Origin of the sequence: Pseudomonas sp. GD04058, assembly GCF_029836855.1 — a bacterium.
In the GTDB taxonomy this organism is placed as follows: Bacteria; Pseudomonadota; Gammaproteobacteria; order Pseudomonadales; family Pseudomonadaceae; genus Aquipseudomonas; species Aquipseudomonas bharatica.
The window spans coordinates 179,571-195,174 of the sequence record NZ_JAOECN010000010.1; the positions used below are offsets into that span (position 1 = coordinate 179,571).

The following is a 15,604-nucleotide window of genomic DNA, read 5'->3' on the forward strand; positions in this document are numbered from 1 at the left end:
ATGCGCAACGAATTTTCCCGCCGGGCGTTTCTCGGCAACGGCCTGGTCGTCGGTGGTGGCCTGATCCTCGGTTCCAGCCTGCTCAGTGGCTGCGGTGGCGGCGAACCCGCTGCTGTGGCCGGGGCGGCAGTCGCACCCGGCACGCCAGTGCGCGGCGGTCGCCTGCGGGTCGGCATCATCGACGGCGACCAGGCCGGCAACCTCGACGCGCACAAGCCGTCCGGCGGCGGGATCATTCGCGGCTGGGCGCTGTACAGCAAATTCTGGGAATGGAACGACGATGTCAGCACGCGCCTGGGCCTGGCCGAGTTCGCCGAACCCAACGCCGACGCCAGCGCCTGGACCATCCGCATCAAGCCGGGGCTGGAGTTCCATCACGGCAAGACCATCACTTCGGACGACATGCTGTTCTCGATCCTGCGCCTGACCGACCCGAAGCTGGCCTCGCCCTATGCCGGGCTGGTCGGCGCGATCGATCGCCAGGCCTTGCGCAAGCTGGACGACCGGACCATCGAGATCCGCTTCAAGGAAGGCCGCAGCTTTTTCCCTCTCGACGAAACCCTGATCGCCTTCGGCGGCATCGTGCCCACCGACTACGATCCGAACAATCCGGTGGGCGCGGGGCCGTACCGGCTCAAGCGCTTCGTACCGGGGCAGCGGGCGCTGTTCACCCGCTTCGAGAACTACTTCAAGCCCAACCAGCCCTATGCCGACGAGCTGGAGATCATCGAATTCAAGGACCAGGTGTCGCGGGTCGCCGCCCTGCGCGCCGGGCAGATCGATATCGCCAGTGCCATCCAGGCCGAGCACAGTGCGCTGATCAAGGCCGATCCGCGCCTGCAACTGGTGGCTTCGCCGACCACTTCGTTCAGCGGTTTCAACCTGAATACCGCCAAGGCGCCGTTCCAGGACGAGCGGGTGCGCCAGGCGTTCCGCCTGCTGGCCGACCGCCAGGAACTGGTGGGGCGTGGCCTCAATGGTTTCGGGCGGATCGCCAACGACCTGTATTCGCCCCAGGACCCGACCTACAACCACGCCATCGCCCAGCGTCCCTACGACCTGGAACAGGCCCGCTCGCTGCTGCGCCAGGCCGGCGCCACGGACCTGCGCCTGGAGCTGACCACCACCGCCAACGAGGTCAACGCTGCGCTGGTGTTCGCCCAGCAGGCCAAGAAGGCCGGGATCGAGATCAAGGTCACGCCGGTGGACGGTTCGGTGTTCAATGGCCCGCAGAAGGAGCAGTGGCTGATGTCGCCGTGCTCGACACCGGCCCGTGGCTTCCTCGCCACCGGCCTGCACAACGATGCGCCCCTGGCGATCTACAACCGCAGCAACTTCCGTGACGAGCGCTTCTCGCAACTGTTCACACAGGCCCTCGGCCAGCCCGACCTGGCCCTGCGCCGCGAGCTGGTGCACGAGGCCCAGACCATCCAGCACCAGCGTGGCGGCCTGCTGATCTGGGGCTTTACCGACGTGCTCGATGCCGCCTCGCAGAAAGTCGGCGGCCTGCACGGCGAACAGACCACCTTCGCCTCCTGGCGCTTCGACAGCCTGTGGTTGAACCATGCCTGAGCCTATCCGTACCTCCCGTTTGCCCGCCTGGCTGCCGTGGTTCATCGGCCGCCTCGGTTATGGCCTGCTGACGGCCTGGGTCATCAGCCTGGTGGTGTTCATCGCCACCCAGGCGCTGCCGTCGGACCCGGCCCGGGTCATCCTCGGGCCCGAGGCGCCGCTGGAAAGTATCCTGACCTTGCGCCAGCAACTGGGGCTGGACCGGCCGATCCTGGTCCAGTACTTCAGTTGGCTGGCCCAGGTGTTGCGCGGCGACCTGGGGATTTCCCTGGATTCGGCGCAACCGGTGGCGGGGCTGCTGTTCATCCGCTTCGGCAATACCCTGGCGCTGCTGCTCGGCGTGCTGATGGTGGTACTGCCGCTGGCCCTTACGATCGGCGTCGGCCTGGCCCTGCGCCGCGATTCGCGCCTGGATCGCTGGGGCCTGGCGACCTTGATCGTGCTCAAGGCCACGCCCGGCTACCTGATCGCCATCGGCCTGGTACTGCTGTTTTCCATGCCGCATTTCGACCTGCTGCCGGCGGTGTCGCTGATCGATCCGGACCGGCCGCTATGGCGCCAACTGGATTACCTGGCCTTGCCGGTGTTCGCCCTGAGCCTGTCGGCGCTGCCGTATCTGGCGCGGCTGGTGCGTGCCTCGATGATCGAAGCACTGGACTCGGACTATGTCGGTGCCGCCCGCCTGCGCGGGGTGCCGCAGTGGCGGCTGGTCTGGTGCCACACCTTGCCCAATGCGCTGGTCCCGGCGATCCAGGGCGTGGCCCTGACTCTGCGCACCCTGATCGGCGGTGCGTTGCTCGCCGAGGTGGTATTCAGCTACCCGGGCATCGGCACCTTGCTCAACAGCGCGATCCAGATGCGCGACCTGCCGCTGATCCAGGGCGCGGTGCTGGTCATCACCCTGGGCGTGGTACTGGTCAACCTGCTGGCCGACCTGCTCACCGTCCTGCTCACCCCTAAACTGCGTACCGCGCGCCGGGCCAGCCTTATCCAGCGCAACCGCCGCGGTATCCAGAGCTGGTGGCGACGTCCGGCGGCCAAGGCACCTTGATAAGGAGATTCGCTTATGTTCAGCGCACGATTCTGGCGTGAACCTTCGATACGCCGCGGGGCCCTGGTGACCCTGGCGGTAGTCCTGCTGGCCCTTTTCGGCCCGTGGCTGGCGCCCCATGCGCCGACCGACATGCTTGGCGGCGTTTACGGTGCACCCACGGCGGGCGCGCCGCTTGGCCATGACTTCCTTGGCCATGACGTGCTTTCGCGGCTGCTGGCCGGTGGCCTGTCGATTCTCTGGATGTCGGTGGCCGCGGCGTCCCTGGCACTGATCGTCGGCAGTGCGCTGGGCATGCTCGCCGGGCTGTCGCGCCAGCGCCTGGACCAGGCGATCACCTGGCTGGCGGATGTCTGGCTGGCCTTTCCCGACCTGATCCTGGTGCTGCTGATCGTTTCGATGCTGGGGCGCCAGCCGTGGCTGATCGTGCTGACCGTGGCCATCGCTTTCACCCCCGGGGTGATCCGCCTGGCACGGGGCAGTGCGGTATCGGTGGCCAGCCAGGAGTTCGTCGAGGCCGCGCAGATGATGGGCTTTTCCCGCACGCGCATCCTGTTGCGGGAGATCCTGCCCAATGTGCTCACACCGCTGCTGGTGCATTTCGGCAACATGCTGACCTGGGGCATCGGTATGCTCTCGGGCTTGAGTTTCCTCGGCTACGGCGTTGCCCCTCCGGCGGCGGACTGGGGCCTGATGATCAATGAAAACCAGGCCGGCCTGCTGATCCAGCCCTGGGCCGTGCTGGCCCCGGCGTTGCTGATCGCGGTGTTCGCCTATGGCACCAACCTGCTGGCCGAAGGCATTGCCCGGTACAGCGCGGGAGCGCGCTCATGAACGCATTCGTTCTTTCTACCCCCGAGGCTTTGCAGGTCGAGGGCTTGCGGGTCGAGCTGGACAGTGGTGCCGATGTGATCGAGCACATCGATTTCAGCCTGGCGCCGGGGGAGATCCTCGGCTTGGTCGGTGAGTCCGGCTCGGGCAAGACCACCCTGGCGACCGCCTTGCTCGCTCATGCCCGTCGTGGTGCTCGGATCAATGGCGGACGGGTGAGCGTGGCCGGGACCGACCTGCTGGCCCTCGACGGCGAGGCGTTACGCCGGGCCCGTGGCGGTTTGATCGGCTATGTCGCCCAGGACCCGGCGCTGGCCCTGAACCCGGCGATCCGTATCGGCAAGCTGTTGCTGGAAACCTTGCAGGCCCATGAGCCAGGGCTGGACCGCGCAGCGCGGGAGCAGCGCCTGGCGCAGACCCTGGCGGATGTCGGGCTGCCAGGTGAGCGGGAATTCCTGCGGCGCTTCCCGCATCAACTGTCCGGCGGGCAGCAACAACGGGTGATGCTGGCGCTGGCGTTCGTGTTACGGCCGAAGCTGATCGTGCTGGACGAGCCGACCACCGCGCTGGATGTCGGCACAAGGGCGCATATCCTCGCCACCGTGCGCCGGCTGTGCAAGGAGCAGGGCGTGGCGGCGGTGTATGTGTCCCATGATCTTGGGGTGATCAAGGACCTGGTGGACCGGGTTATGGTCATGTACGCGGGGCGCATCGTCGAGGTTGCCAGCCGTGAGCGGCTGTTCTCGCGGCCAGGGCATCCCTACACCCTGGGGTTGCTCGCGGCGATTCCCGAGGTCGGGCGCCAGCGTGTGCTGCGGGCAATTGCCGGGCATGCGCCGGCGCCGGGGCAGCGGCCGACCGGTTGCGCGTTCGCCCCCCGCTGCCCTCGACGCAGTGCGGCATGCTCGGCGATCGAGCCGGCGTTGCAGGGGCTGGACGGCGTGCAGCAGGTGGCTTGCCTGCACCCGCAACTGACTGCAGTGCCGGAGGAGGAGATAGCACCGGTGCAGGTTGTGCACCAGGCGCGCACGCCGTTGCTGGAACTGCGCGGCCTTAACCTGAGCTATGACCGCCAGGTGCTGTTCGACCTGTCCCTGGACGTGCATCGCGGTGAATGCCTGGCGGTGGTGGGCGAGTCGGGGTCGGGCAAGACCAGTCTGGCGCGAACCCTGGCCGGGTTGGGCGATGGCGGCGTCGGGGCATTGAGCTTCGACGGACAACCCCTGAGCCTGATGGCGCGCAAGCGAAACGCGGCGAGCCGGCACCGGATCCAGTACATCTTCCAGAACCCGTATCGCGCGCTGAACCCCCGGCAGACCATCGGCCAATGCCTGCAAGCGCCGCTGGAGCATTTCTTCGGGCTGAAGGGCGCTGCGTGCCGGGCACGGATCGATGCGGCGCTGGCGCGGGTGGCGTTGCCGGCGGAAACGGCGGCGAAGTATCCCCATCACCTGTCCGGCGGCGAGCGCCAGCGGGTTGCGATCGCCCGGGCGCTGGTGTGCGAACCCGAGGTGCTGATCTGCGACGAGGTCACCTCGGCGCTGGACGTCTCGGTACAGGCGGCGATCCTGGCGTTGCTGCGGGACTTGCAGGCCGAGGGCATGACCCTGGTCTTCGTTACCCATGACCTGGGGGTGGTCAGGACGATCGCCGATCGCATCGTGGTGGTGAAGGACGGGCGCATCATCGAGCAGGGCGGCACTGCCGAGGTGCTGGACCGGCCGGGGACGGAGTATGTGAAAGGCCTTGTCGCACAGGCCAAATTCCAGCGCTGAATGTCACGGCCCTTTCGCTGGCAAGCCAGCTCCCACAGGTTCACAGGCGTCCTCAAGAGCACCGCTGTACCTGTGGGAGCTGGCTTGCCAGCGATAGGGCCCTGAAGAACACAGCAAATTCTGCTTCCATCCCCATCCCAGTGCACATCCCCCGCAAGAAATCCCCTACATGCGCCATTCTGGCCCGCAATATGCTTTTACAGCTTCCATCGATTACTGATCGATCGATCAGGTCCGCGCAAACCCGTCAATCACAAGGGTTTCGCAGGCGCTCTTAATCAGCCGCGTAGTTCCGGGATGTCAGACATTTCCCAATAAACGCGGCGTTTTTCGGAAGCACTGGAATGTCCCTACCCGAACTGCTCACCCCAGCGGACGACACCGCAGGCTGGAGCGCCGAGCTGAAATTGCGCTTTGTCCAGCGCGGGGAGAGGACCTGTATTGGTGCGCGTCGACATTTCGGACCTCTTTTGGTGCAACGGCCGTTCTATCCCGAGGGCGCGCCCTGCCATGTATATGTGCTGCACCCCCCAGGCGGCGTGGTCGGCGGCGACCGCCTGACCCTGGACGTAACCCTCGAACCCGGCACCCATGCGCTGCTGACCATGCCCGGTGCGACCAAGTTCTACCGCAGCGCCGGCCCCGTTTCGGTGCTCAAGCAGCATTTTCATCTGGCCGAGGGCAGCACGCTGGAATGGTTGCCTCACGGCAATATCTGTTTCCCCGGGGCCCGTACCCGTCTGGAACACCGTTTTTCCCTGGCCCCCGGCGCGCGCCTGCTGGCTTGGGAAACCCTGTGCCTGGGACGTCCGGTGATGGGCGAAACCTTCAGCCACGGTGCGGTGGACAGCCGCCTGCAGATCGACATGCCCGACGATCCGGGCCTGCACGAACGCTTGCGTATCGACGGCGACAGCCTGCACAAGCTCGCGGGTTACCCGCTGCAAGCCACCTTCTGCGCGGCACCGGCCACCCCGGAGCTGCTGGAACAGGCACGCACCCTAATCGAGCATCTTGCCGTCCCTGCCGGGGCAACCCTGCTGGGGCACCTGCTGGTGGTCCGCTTGCTCGACCACGACAACCAGCGCCTTCAATCCACACTGCTGCGCCTGTGGTGCGCGCTGCGTCCGGCCATCCTTGGCCTGGCGCCGTGCCCGCCACGGATCTGGGCCACCTGAGAGAGCGACCATGGAGCTGACCCCGAGAGAGAAAGACAAACTGCTGCTGTTCACTGCTGCGCTGCTCGCCGAGCGCCGCCGGGACCGCGGTCTGAAACTCAACTACCCGGAAGCGGTGGCGCTGATCAGCGCGGCGGTGATGGAGGGCGCCCGTGACGGGCGCACCGTCGCCGAACTGATGAACCTCGGCCGCGAAGTCCTGAGCCGCGACGAGGTGATGGAAGGCGTGGCGGAGATGATCCACGACGTCCAGGTCGAAGCGACCTTTCCCGACGGGACCAAGCTGGTCACCGTCCATGATCCGATCGTCTAGGAGGACGGCATGATTCCCGGAGAAATTCAGGTCGCCGAGCATGGCGATATCGAACTCAATGCCGGTCGCCAAACCCTGGCGGTCAGCGTCGCCAACCATGGCGACCGCCCGGTGCAGGTGGGCTCGCATTATCACTTCTACGAAGTCAACGACACCCTGGTGTTCGAGCGCGAGGCCACCCGTGGCTTTCGCCTGGACATCCCGGCCGGCACCGCCGTGCGCTTCGAACCGGGCCAGTCGCGCAGCGTGACCCTGGTGCCCTATGTGGGCAAGCGCGAGGTGTACGGCTTCCAGGGCAAGGTCATGGGCAAGCTGGAGGCAGGCGCATGAGCCGGATTTCCCGCAGGGCCTATGCCGATATGTTCGGCCCCACCGTCGGCGACCGCGTGCGCCTGGCCGATACCGAACTATGGGTGGAAGTGGAGAAGGACTTCACGATTTACGGTGAAGAGGTCAAGTTCGGCGGGGGCAAGGTGATCCGCGACGGCATGGGCCAAGGCCAGATGCTCGCCGACGAGGCCATGGACCTGGTGCTGACCAACGCCCTGATCATCGATCACTGGGGCATCGTAAAAGCCGATATCGGCGTGAAGAACGGCCGCATCTTCGGCATCGGCAAGGCCGGCAACCCCGACGTGCAGCCCGGCGTGACCCTGCCGGTCGGCCCGGGTACCGAAGTGATCGCCGCCGAAGGCAAGATCGTCACCGCCGGCGGTATCGACTCGCATATCCACTTCATCTGCCCGCAGCAGGTGGAAGAGGCGCTGACCTCGGGCATCACCACCTTCATCGGTGGCGGCACCGGGCCGGCTACCGGCACCAACGCCACCACCTGCACCTCCGGGCCCTGGTACCTGGCGCGCATGCTCCAGGCTGCCGACGAGCTGCCGATCAATATCGGCCTGCTGGGCAAGGGCAATGCGTCCCGCCCCGAGGCCCTGCGCGAGCAGATCGCCGCCGGCGCCGTGGGCCTGAAGCTGCACGAGGACTGGGGCTCGACCCCGGCGGCCATCGACTGCTGCCTGGGCGTGGCCGAGGAAATGGACGTGCAGGTGGCGATCCACACCGACACCCTCAACGAGTCCGGCTGCATCGAGGACACCCTGGCGGCCATCGGTGACCGCACCATCCATACCTTCCACACCGAGGGTGCCGGCGGCGGGCACGCGCCGGACATTATCCGCGCGGCGAGCTTCGCCAACGTGCTGCCGTCCTCGACCAACCCGACCCTGCCGTACACGGTGAACACCGTGGACGAGCACCTGGACATGCTGATGGTCTGCCATCACCTGGACACCAGCATTGCCGAGGACGTGGCCTTCGCCGAGTCGCGCATCCGCCGCGAGACCATCGCCGCCGAGGACATCCTTCACGACCTGGGCGCCTTCGCCATGACCTCGTCGGACTCCCAGGCCATGGGCCGGGTCGGCGAAGTGGTACTGCGCACCTGGCAGGTGGCGCACCAGATGAAGCTGCGCCGCGGGCCGCTGGCCGGGGATTCGTCGTACAGCGACAACACCCGGGTCAAGCGCTACATCGCCAAGTACACCATCAACCCGGCGCTGACCCATGGCATCGCCCATGAAGTTGGTTCGCTGGAGGCCGGCAAGCTGGCCGACCTGGTGCTCTGGGCGCCGGCCTTCTTCGGGGTCAAGCCGGCCCTGGTGGTCAAGGGCGGGATGATCGCCACGGCGCCGATGGGCGATATCAACGGTTCGATCCCGACCCCGCAGCCGGTGCATTACCGGCCGATGTTCGGTGCCCTGGGCGCGGCGCGGCATGCCACGCGCATGACCTTCCTGTCGCGCGAGGCGCTGGACCGTGGCGTGCATCAGCAGCTTGGCCTGCGCAGCCTGATCGGCCTGGCCCACGGCTGCCGCACAGTGCGCAAGGGCGACATGGTGCACAACGGCCTGATGCCGAATATCGAAGTGGATTCGCAGACCTACCAGGTACGCGCCGACGGCGAGCTGCTGGTGTGCGAACCGGCCACGGTGCTGCCGATGGCCCAGCGTTACTTTCTGTTTTGAGCAAGGAGAATCCGATGATTCTGTTGACCCGCAAGGTGGGCGAGGGCGCCGTGACGGCCACCGCCACCTTGAGCCTGGATACCCGGATCAAGAGCCGCATACGCATCACCCTCGACGATGGCCGCGATGCCGGGCTGATGCTGGAACGCGGCCAGTTGATCCGTGGCGGCGAACTGCTGGCGGACGAGGCGGGCGGGGAGGTGATTCGTGTCATCGCTGCTGCCGAGGAGGTGTCAACGGTGTACTGCGCCGATGGCCTCGCGCTGGCGCGCGCGGCCTACCACCTGGGCAACCGTCATGTGCCGCTGCAGGTCGAGGCGGGTTTCCTGCGTTACCAGCATGACTATGTGCTGGACGACATGGTCCGTGGCTTCGGCCTTGAGGTCTGTGTCGAGCAGGCACCCTTCGAACCCGAGGCGGGCGCTTACCAGAGCGCCCCGCATAGCCATAACCATTCCGATCATCTGTTCGTCCGCCTGCCTGCCCAGGCGCTGTAAATCACAACAAGGAGTTTTCCATGAAGAAGTGTCTTGCCCTTGCCCTGCTGCTGGTCGCCGTTCCGGCATTCGCCCACCCGGGCCATGACGCCAATCCGCTGCAGGATGGCCTGCTGCATCCGCTGACCGGCCTCGACCACCTGTTGATGCTGCTGGGCACCGGCGTGCTCGCCGCACTGACCCGCAGCCGCCTGATCCTGCCGGCCCTGACCCTGGCAGCGATGTTCGGCGGTGCGGTGCTGGGCCACCTGTTCGGTGGTGTGATCGGCATGGAGGAGATGATCCTCGGTTCGCTGCTGGTGGCTGCTGCCGCGCTGTTGCTGCCGCGGCGCCAGGTCCTGTTGTCGCTGGTGATGCCGCTGTTCGCCCTGTTCCATGGCTGGGCCCATGGCGTCGAGGCTAGCCCGGGCGCGTTCTGGGTGTTCAGCGCCGGTTTCGTCACCGTCAGCGGCCTGCTGCTGGTGGCCGGCTTTGCCTTGGGCTGCGTGCTGCGCCGTCATACCCGCCTGCAACAGGCCTTCGGCGGCGGCCTGCTGGCTGGCGCGGCGATGCTGCTGGCGGGCTGATGAACAGCGACCTGAAGCTCCTGCGTTTGCTGCAACTGGCCAGTCCGGGCCTGCCGGTGGGTGGCTTCACCTACTCGCAGGGCCTGGAGTGGGCGGTGGAAGCGGGCTGGGTCAAGGGCGCCGAAGGCTTCCGGGCCTGGCAACGGCAGCAGATCGACGACACCCTCGGCTATCTCGACTGGCCGTTGCTGGTGCGCCTGTACCGCGCCTGTGAAGCCGATGATGCCGAGGCGTTCGCGCACTGGAGCCGTTTCCTCCTGGCCAATCGCGAAACCGCCGAGCTGCGTACCGAGGAACGCCAACGTGGCGCGGCCCTGGCACGGATGCTCGATGGCTGGCAACTGGGCCAGGCGCCGCAGTGGCGCACCAGCCTTGAACTGACTCAACTGGGCGGCATGGCCTGGCTGGCGGCGCACTGGGAGATCCCGCTGCGCGACCTGCTGTTGGGCCATGGCTTCAGTTGGCTGGAAGGCGCGGTAATGGCCGGGGTCAAGCTGGTGCCCTTCGGCCAGCAGGCCGCGCAAAGCCTGCTGCGCGATCTCTCCGACGACCTGAGCGCCGTGCTCGAGCGCGCCCTGCTGCTGCCCGATGAAGAACTGGGGGGCGGCCTGCCACTGCTGGCGATCGCCTCGTCGCGCCATGAAACCCAATACACCCGATTGTTCCGATCCTGAGGAATTCCCTATGCAAAGCTACAAGCAACCCCTGCGCGTCGGCGTCGGCGGCCCGGTCGGATCCGGCAAGACCGCGCTGCTCGAAGCGCTGTGCAAGGCCATGCGCGACCACTACGAGATCGCCGTGGTCACCAACGACATCTACACCAAGGAAGACCAGCGCATCCTTACCGAGGCCGGTGCCCTTGAGCCCGAGCGCATCGTCGGCGTGGAAACCGGTGGCTGCCCGCACACGGCGATCCGCGAGGACGCCTCGATGAACCTGGCGGCGGTGGAAGAGCTGGCGCGCAAGTTCGGTAACCTGGAAGTTATCTTCGTCGAGAGTGGCGGCGACAACCTCAGCGCCACCTTCAGCCCGGAACTGGCGGACCTCACCGTATACGTGATCGACGTTGCCGAAGGCGAGAAGATCCCGCGCAAGGGCGGGCCGGGGATTACCAAGTCGGACTTCCTGGTGATCAACAAGATCGACCTGGCGCCCTATGTCGGGGCTTCGCTGGAGGTGATGGAGAGCGATACCAAACGGATGCGGCCGGAGCGGCCGTGGGCCTTCACCAACCTGAAGACCGGGCATGGTCTGCAGACGCTGATCGACTTCATCGTGGATCGGGGGATGTTGCGGGCGGTCTGAGCCCGTGGTTGCTCTTTAGGGCCCTATCGCTGGCAAGCCAGCTCCCACACTGTGGGAGCTGGCTTGTCGGACCGCCGCACCGCAGCGATGAGGCCGGTCAGTTCACTGCATAAAACACAGCCAACCACACCGTCGGCTGCCCCGCATCCGTCCACTCCACCCGATGCCTGCAGCCTGCCGGAATATCCACGAAATCCCCCGGCCCCAGCACCCGCACCTCGGCCTCATGCTCCAGGCGCAAGCCCGCCGAGCCCGTCAGCACCAGCACGAATTCCCCCTCCGCCTGGTCATACCAGAAGCCTTCCGGGCTGCTCTGGCCATTGGAGACGATGCGTTCGATGCGCAGCCCCGGCCGCTTGAGCAGATCATCGAAACGTTCCTCCACCGCCGCTTCGGCGATGCCTTCGAACAGGTTGTGCAACATGGCTGCTGGTTCCTCGTAACCTTTGGCAATCTGTTCTAAGGTTGCCAGTTCCCGCGTGAGAAGGAACTCCCCCATGAAGCATTCCAGGCTGTTTTTCACCGCTTTGCTGCTCGGCGCCGGTCAGTCCGCGCTGGCTGCCTTGCCCTCGGCCCCGGCCTATATCGATGACAGCAAGTACCCCGAGGCGGCCAGGCAGCGGATCCTGCCGGCGATGTTCGAACAGCAGATCACCAGTACCCGCTATATCGCCAAGGCGGACAACCCGCTGATCACCGTGGCCGAAGCCAGCGACTTCAAGCAGACCAGCACCTACGAACAGACCCGCGCCTGGCTGCGCAAGCTCGCCGCTGCCTCGGGCGGCAAGGTGGTATTGAGCGAACTGCCGGAAAAGAGTGCCGAAGGCCATCCGATGGTGCTGGCCGTGGCTTCCCTGTCCAAGGACAAATCCCCGGCGGGGCTGAAGCAGTCCGGCAAGCCGACGATCTTCGTCGAGGCCGAGATCCACCCCGGCGAATCCAACGGCAAGGACGCCATGTTCATGCTCCTGCGTGATATGACCGCAGGCGACAAGCCTCTCGCCGCGCTGCTGGAACGGGTCAATATCCTCTTCATCCCTACGGTCAACATCGATGGTGACATTCGCCGCAGTGCCTACGGCCGGATCAACCAGAACGGCCCGGATACCGCCGGCTGGCGGGTCAACGGCCTGAACTACAACCTCAACCGCGACTTCACCAAGCTCGACAGTGCCGAAATCCGCAACGTCGCCTGGGTCTTCAACCATTACGAGCTGAGCTTCTTCGCCGACACCCACTCCACCGACGGCGCCATGTACCCCTACGACAGTTCCTATTGCCATAACGGCAACGGCTGGTCGCCGGCCAGCAGTGCGTGGATGGACCACGTCATGCGCACCCCGGTGTACCAGGCGCTGCAGGATGAAGGGCACGTGGTCCACGAATGCATCAGCTTCAACGACAACCAGGACCCGACCCAGGGCTACTATCCGTACCGCACGGACCTGGCGCGCTTCTCCAACCAGTACGGCGATATCCGCAACGTGCCCTCGATCCTGATCGAGCAGCATGCCCTGCACCCGTACCGCACCCAGGTGCTGGGCAACTATGTGATGCTCAAGGCGATGTTCCAGGTGATCGGTGAACAGGCGGCAACCCTGCGTGCCGCCATCGACAAGGACCGCGCCCGTCTTGCTGCGCAGAAGGAGGTGATCCTCACCTGGAAGGCCGGTGCGCCGCAGAACGTGCCGTTCACCGTCGGTGACTACCGTTACGAGACCTCGCCGATCACCGGTGCGAAAACCATCGTCTGGAGCAACCAGCCAAAGAACCTCGAAGTGCCGGTCACCGGCAATACCGAGCCGGACCTGGTGGTGAAGCGGCCAAGGCAGTACCTCGTTCCGGCGCAATGGCGCGATGTGATTGCCCGGCTCAAGGCCCACGGCATCGTCATGCGCACCCTCGACAAGCCGACCGCCGTCGCCGTGACGCTCTATCGCATGGACGAGGTGAAAGTGGCCGGCGGCTTCGAGCCGGACCGGGCGCAGAGCAACGAGATTCCCGGGTATGAAGGGCATCTGCTGGTCAGTGGCACGGGCAAGCCGTTCGAGCGCTTGCAGACCTTCCCGCCGGGCTCGGTGGTGGTCGATACCGACCAGCCGCTGGGTGTGCTGGCGATCAACCTGCTGCACCCGCAAAGCCCGGATTCGTTCTGGTCCTGGGGCTTCTTCAACTCGACCCTGGTGGTCGCCGAGGAGCCGGAGGAATACGTGATGGAGCCGATGGCGAGGAAGATGCTGGAAGAGGATGCGGGGCTCAAGGCGGAATTCGACAAGAAGCTCAAGGACGACATGGCATTCGCCCAGGACCCCAAGGCGCGGCTGAACTGGTTCTATCAGCGTACGCCTTTCTATGACGTGAATGCGTTCGTTTATCCGGTCGGGGTGGTGCAGTGAGGCACCTTGTGTACTCGCTCAAGCACCTGGCGATGTGGCGAGTTGCCGCGAACCAGTCGTAGTGTCATATTGGTATCATTCGTTTGCGGATGTTACTATTCCCTTGCTGCAAGTAGGGTAATGCCGGGCTTTGGAAGCCCGGGTAAAAGTAGGTTTCCCGTCCTTGGGGAACTGCAGGGATGCCCAGCGCGTGAATCCCCTCCGGAACACTCCTGTGCACCAGGGCCCGTGCCGTTCGTACGGGCTCCGCGCCTCATCGGCTTCGGCGTCAGACAGACTTGCCGGTCACCGTCACCTGCGGACCGGCGAGGGCGAATTCACAGGTTGGAGAAAGCTATGTCCCAGGCATTCACGCTGAAGAATCTCAGCGTTACCCGCAAACTCGGTCTCGGCTTCGGCCTGCTGCTGGCCTTCGCCTTGCTGCTGTCGCTGCTTGGCGGCTTTGGCTTGCAGAACAGCAGCGCGTCGTTGCAGCGCATCAGTTTCATCAGCGGCCTGTTCGACGAAATCGTGTTTGCCCGTGAGGCCAACTACAACCTGGCGTTGACCGGTGACGCCGGGCAGCAGTCCTTGCACCAGGAGCACCACGCCAAGCTCAAGGACGGTTTCGACCAGTTGCTGCTGGACGCCCGCGAAGGCCGCTGGCCGGCCCAGGACCTGGCAGCGGCGCAGCAGCTCCAGGCCGACCTGCAAACCTACGGCAAGGCCCGCGAGCAGGCCCGCTCGGTGGCCGAACTGACGGCCGCCAACCAGTTGCTCTCCAAACTCCAGGACGGCGCCAATGCCCTGTACTACGCCGAGGAAGACCGCGCCTCCGCCCAGGTGAAAAGCACCCATATGCTGCTGGCGGTGATCACCCTGGTGGCGATTCTTTGCGGCATCGCCGTGGCGCTGCTGATCAGCCGGCAGATCGTCTATCCGTTGCGCGAGGCCGTGAACACCGCCCAGCGCATCGCCGGTGGCGACCTGACCGGCGCAACCCACACCGAGCGGGGCGACGAACTGGGTGTGCTGCTGCGCTCGCTGGACAGCATGACCGCGAGCCTGCGCGAGGTGATTTCGCAGATCGGTTGTGGTTCGCAGCAACTGGCGGCTTCCGCCTCGCAACTGGCGGCGATCACCAGCACCACCCGCGAAGGCATCGACAGCCAGCGCAACGAGACCGATATGGTCGCCACGGCCATGAACGAGATCGCCGCCACCGTGCAGGAAGTGGCGCGCAATTCCGAGGAGGCGGCCAGTGCGGCCAAGGGCGCCGACCATGAGGTGACCAGCGTGCTGGCGATGTCCCAGCAGGCGATCCGCCAGATCGAGGCGATGGCCAATGGCGTGGGCGTTTCTGCCGAATCCCTTGGCCGCTTGCAGCAGGAGTGCGGACGCATTGGCGCGATCCTCGATGTGATCAAGGCCGTCGCCGAGCAAACCAACCTGCTGGCCCTCAATGCGGCGATCGAGGCGGCCCGGGCCGGCGAGGCGGGGCGTGGTTTCGCCGTGGTCGCCGACGAAGTGCGCAACCTGGCCCAGCGTACCCAGGCCTCGTCCAGCCAGATCGAGCAACTGATCGTCACACTGCAGCACATTGCCAACGAGAGTACCGGGATGATGCAGACCAACCTGGAGCAGACCAGCGCCTCGGTCAATGGCGTGCGCGACACCGGCACTGCGCTGGAGCAGATCACCCGCCAGGTCTCGAATATCCAGCAGATGAGCGAGCTGATTGCCACAGCTGCCGAAGAGCAGGCCGCGGTGACCGAGGAGATCAACCAAAGCGTGACCCGGGTGCGCGAGACCGCCGAGGAGTCGGCCACCGCCAGTGCCGAGATTTCCGCCGCGAGTACCGAGTTGAGCCACTTGAGCAGCCGTCTGCACGGCATGGTCGGGCATTTCCGTTGCTGATCTGATCCGTATTTTTCAGTGCTTTCTGAATCTGTTATGCAAACAGATGCTTGCCGAGAATAGGCCCCATGCAAGGTTTATTTTCGGTACGTGGAGGCAGTGATGGGCAAGATGGCGATTTTTCTGTTCGGGTTTCTGGCACTGGCGATCGTGATCGGGGCGTTGGGGACCATTTCGCCGGTTTGAGATCTCTA

General features: G+C 65.5%; 15 protein-coding genes. 14 read left to right on the forward strand and 1 reads right to left on the reverse strand.

Annotation, left to right across the window (positions count from 1 at the left end; translation table 11 throughout):
• From N7650_RS11845 to ureG, 12 genes are all read left to right on the forward strand, one after another.
• On the forward strand, positions 1–1,572 hold the full coding sequence (locus tag N7650_RS11845; RefSeq protein ID WP_009407771.1) for an ABC transporter substrate-binding protein: 1,572 nt from the start codon (positions 1–3) through the stop codon (positions 1,570–1,572).
• Positions 1,565–2,623: an ABC transporter permease gene (locus tag N7650_RS11850; protein ID WP_009407770.1), complete on the forward strand. Its 1,059-nt coding sequence runs from the start codon at positions 1,565–1,567 to the stop codon at positions 2,621–2,623. The genes N7650_RS11845 and N7650_RS11850 overlap by 8 nt, the downstream gene beginning before the upstream one ends.
• A gap of 15 nt (positions 2,624–2,638) precedes the next feature.
• The gene (locus N7650_RS11855; protein WP_009407769.1) at positions 2,639–3,457 is read left to right on the forward strand and encodes an ABC transporter permease; all 819 of its coding nucleotides are present in this window, start codon (positions 2,639–2,641) and stop codon (positions 3,455–3,457) included.
• On the forward strand, positions 3,454–5,229 hold the full coding sequence (locus tag N7650_RS11860) for an ABC transporter ATP-binding protein (RefSeq protein ID WP_279898329.1): 1,776 nt from the start codon (positions 3,454–3,456) through the stop codon (positions 5,227–5,229). The genes N7650_RS11855 and N7650_RS11860 overlap by 4 nt, the downstream gene beginning before the upstream one ends.
• A 344-nt stretch (positions 5,230–5,573) precedes the next feature.
• Positions 5,574–6,407, forward strand: coding sequence for an urease accessory protein UreD (locus N7650_RS11865; RefSeq protein WP_279898331.1), 834 nt, complete (start codon positions 5,574–5,576; stop codon positions 6,405–6,407).
• A 10-nt stretch (positions 6,408–6,417) separates the two neighbouring features.
• Positions 6,418–6,720, forward strand: coding sequence for an urease subunit gamma (locus N7650_RS11870; RefSeq protein WP_009407763.1), 303 nt, complete (start codon positions 6,418–6,420; stop codon positions 6,718–6,720).
• A gap of 9 nt (positions 6,721–6,729) precedes the next feature.
• Entirely contained in the window at positions 6,730–7,050 is a 321-nt protein-coding gene (locus tag N7650_RS11875) for an urease subunit beta (protein ID WP_279898332.1), read from the forward strand.
• On the forward strand, positions 7,047–8,750 hold the full coding sequence (gene ureC, locus N7650_RS11880) for an urease subunit alpha (RefSeq protein WP_009407759.1): 1,704 nt from the start codon (positions 7,047–7,049) through the stop codon (positions 8,748–8,750). Before N7650_RS11875 ends, ureC begins: the two co-directional genes overlap by 4 nt.
• Before the next feature lie 14 nt (positions 8,751–8,764).
• Entirely contained in the window at positions 8,765–9,247 is a 483-nt protein-coding gene (gene ureE, locus N7650_RS11885; RefSeq protein ID WP_009407757.1) for an urease accessory protein UreE, read from the forward strand.
• Between the two features lie 20 nt (positions 9,248–9,267).
• Positions 9,268–9,813, forward strand: a complete 546-nt coding sequence (locus tag N7650_RS11890; RefSeq protein WP_009407755.1) for a HupE/UreJ family protein — start codon at positions 9,268–9,270, stop codon at positions 9,811–9,813.
• Complete coding sequence (locus N7650_RS11895; RefSeq protein ID WP_279898335.1) at positions 9,813–10,487, forward strand: urease accessory protein UreF; 675 nt, start codon at positions 9,813–9,815, stop codon at positions 10,485–10,487. Before N7650_RS11890 ends, N7650_RS11895 begins: the two co-directional genes overlap by 1 nt.
• Before the next feature lie 10 nt (positions 10,488–10,497).
• Positions 10,498–11,118: an urease accessory protein UreG gene (ureG, locus tag N7650_RS11900; protein ID WP_279898336.1), complete on the forward strand. Its 621-nt coding sequence runs from the start codon at positions 10,498–10,500 to the stop codon at positions 11,116–11,118.
• A 97-nt stretch (positions 11,119–11,215) separates the two neighbouring features.
• Here the strand turns inward: ureG and N7650_RS11905 are convergent, their stop codons facing one another.
• Positions 11,216–11,542, reverse strand: a complete 327-nt coding sequence (locus N7650_RS11905; RefSeq protein ID WP_037062380.1) for a cupin domain-containing protein — start codon at positions 11,540–11,542, stop codon at positions 11,216–11,218.
• Between the two features lie 73 nt (positions 11,543–11,615).
• On the opposite strand from N7650_RS11905, the gene N7650_RS11910 reads away from it, so the two are divergent.
• Positions 11,616–13,514, forward strand: a complete 1,899-nt coding sequence (locus N7650_RS11910; protein ID WP_279898338.1) for a M14 family metallopeptidase — start codon at positions 11,616–11,618, stop codon at positions 13,512–13,514.
• 336 nt (positions 13,515–13,850) lie between these two features.
• Complete coding sequence (locus N7650_RS11915) at positions 13,851–15,410, forward strand: methyl-accepting chemotaxis protein (RefSeq protein WP_279898340.1); 1,560 nt, start codon at positions 13,851–13,853, stop codon at positions 15,408–15,410.
• The last annotated feature ends 194 nt before the right edge of the window (positions 15,411–15,604 follow it).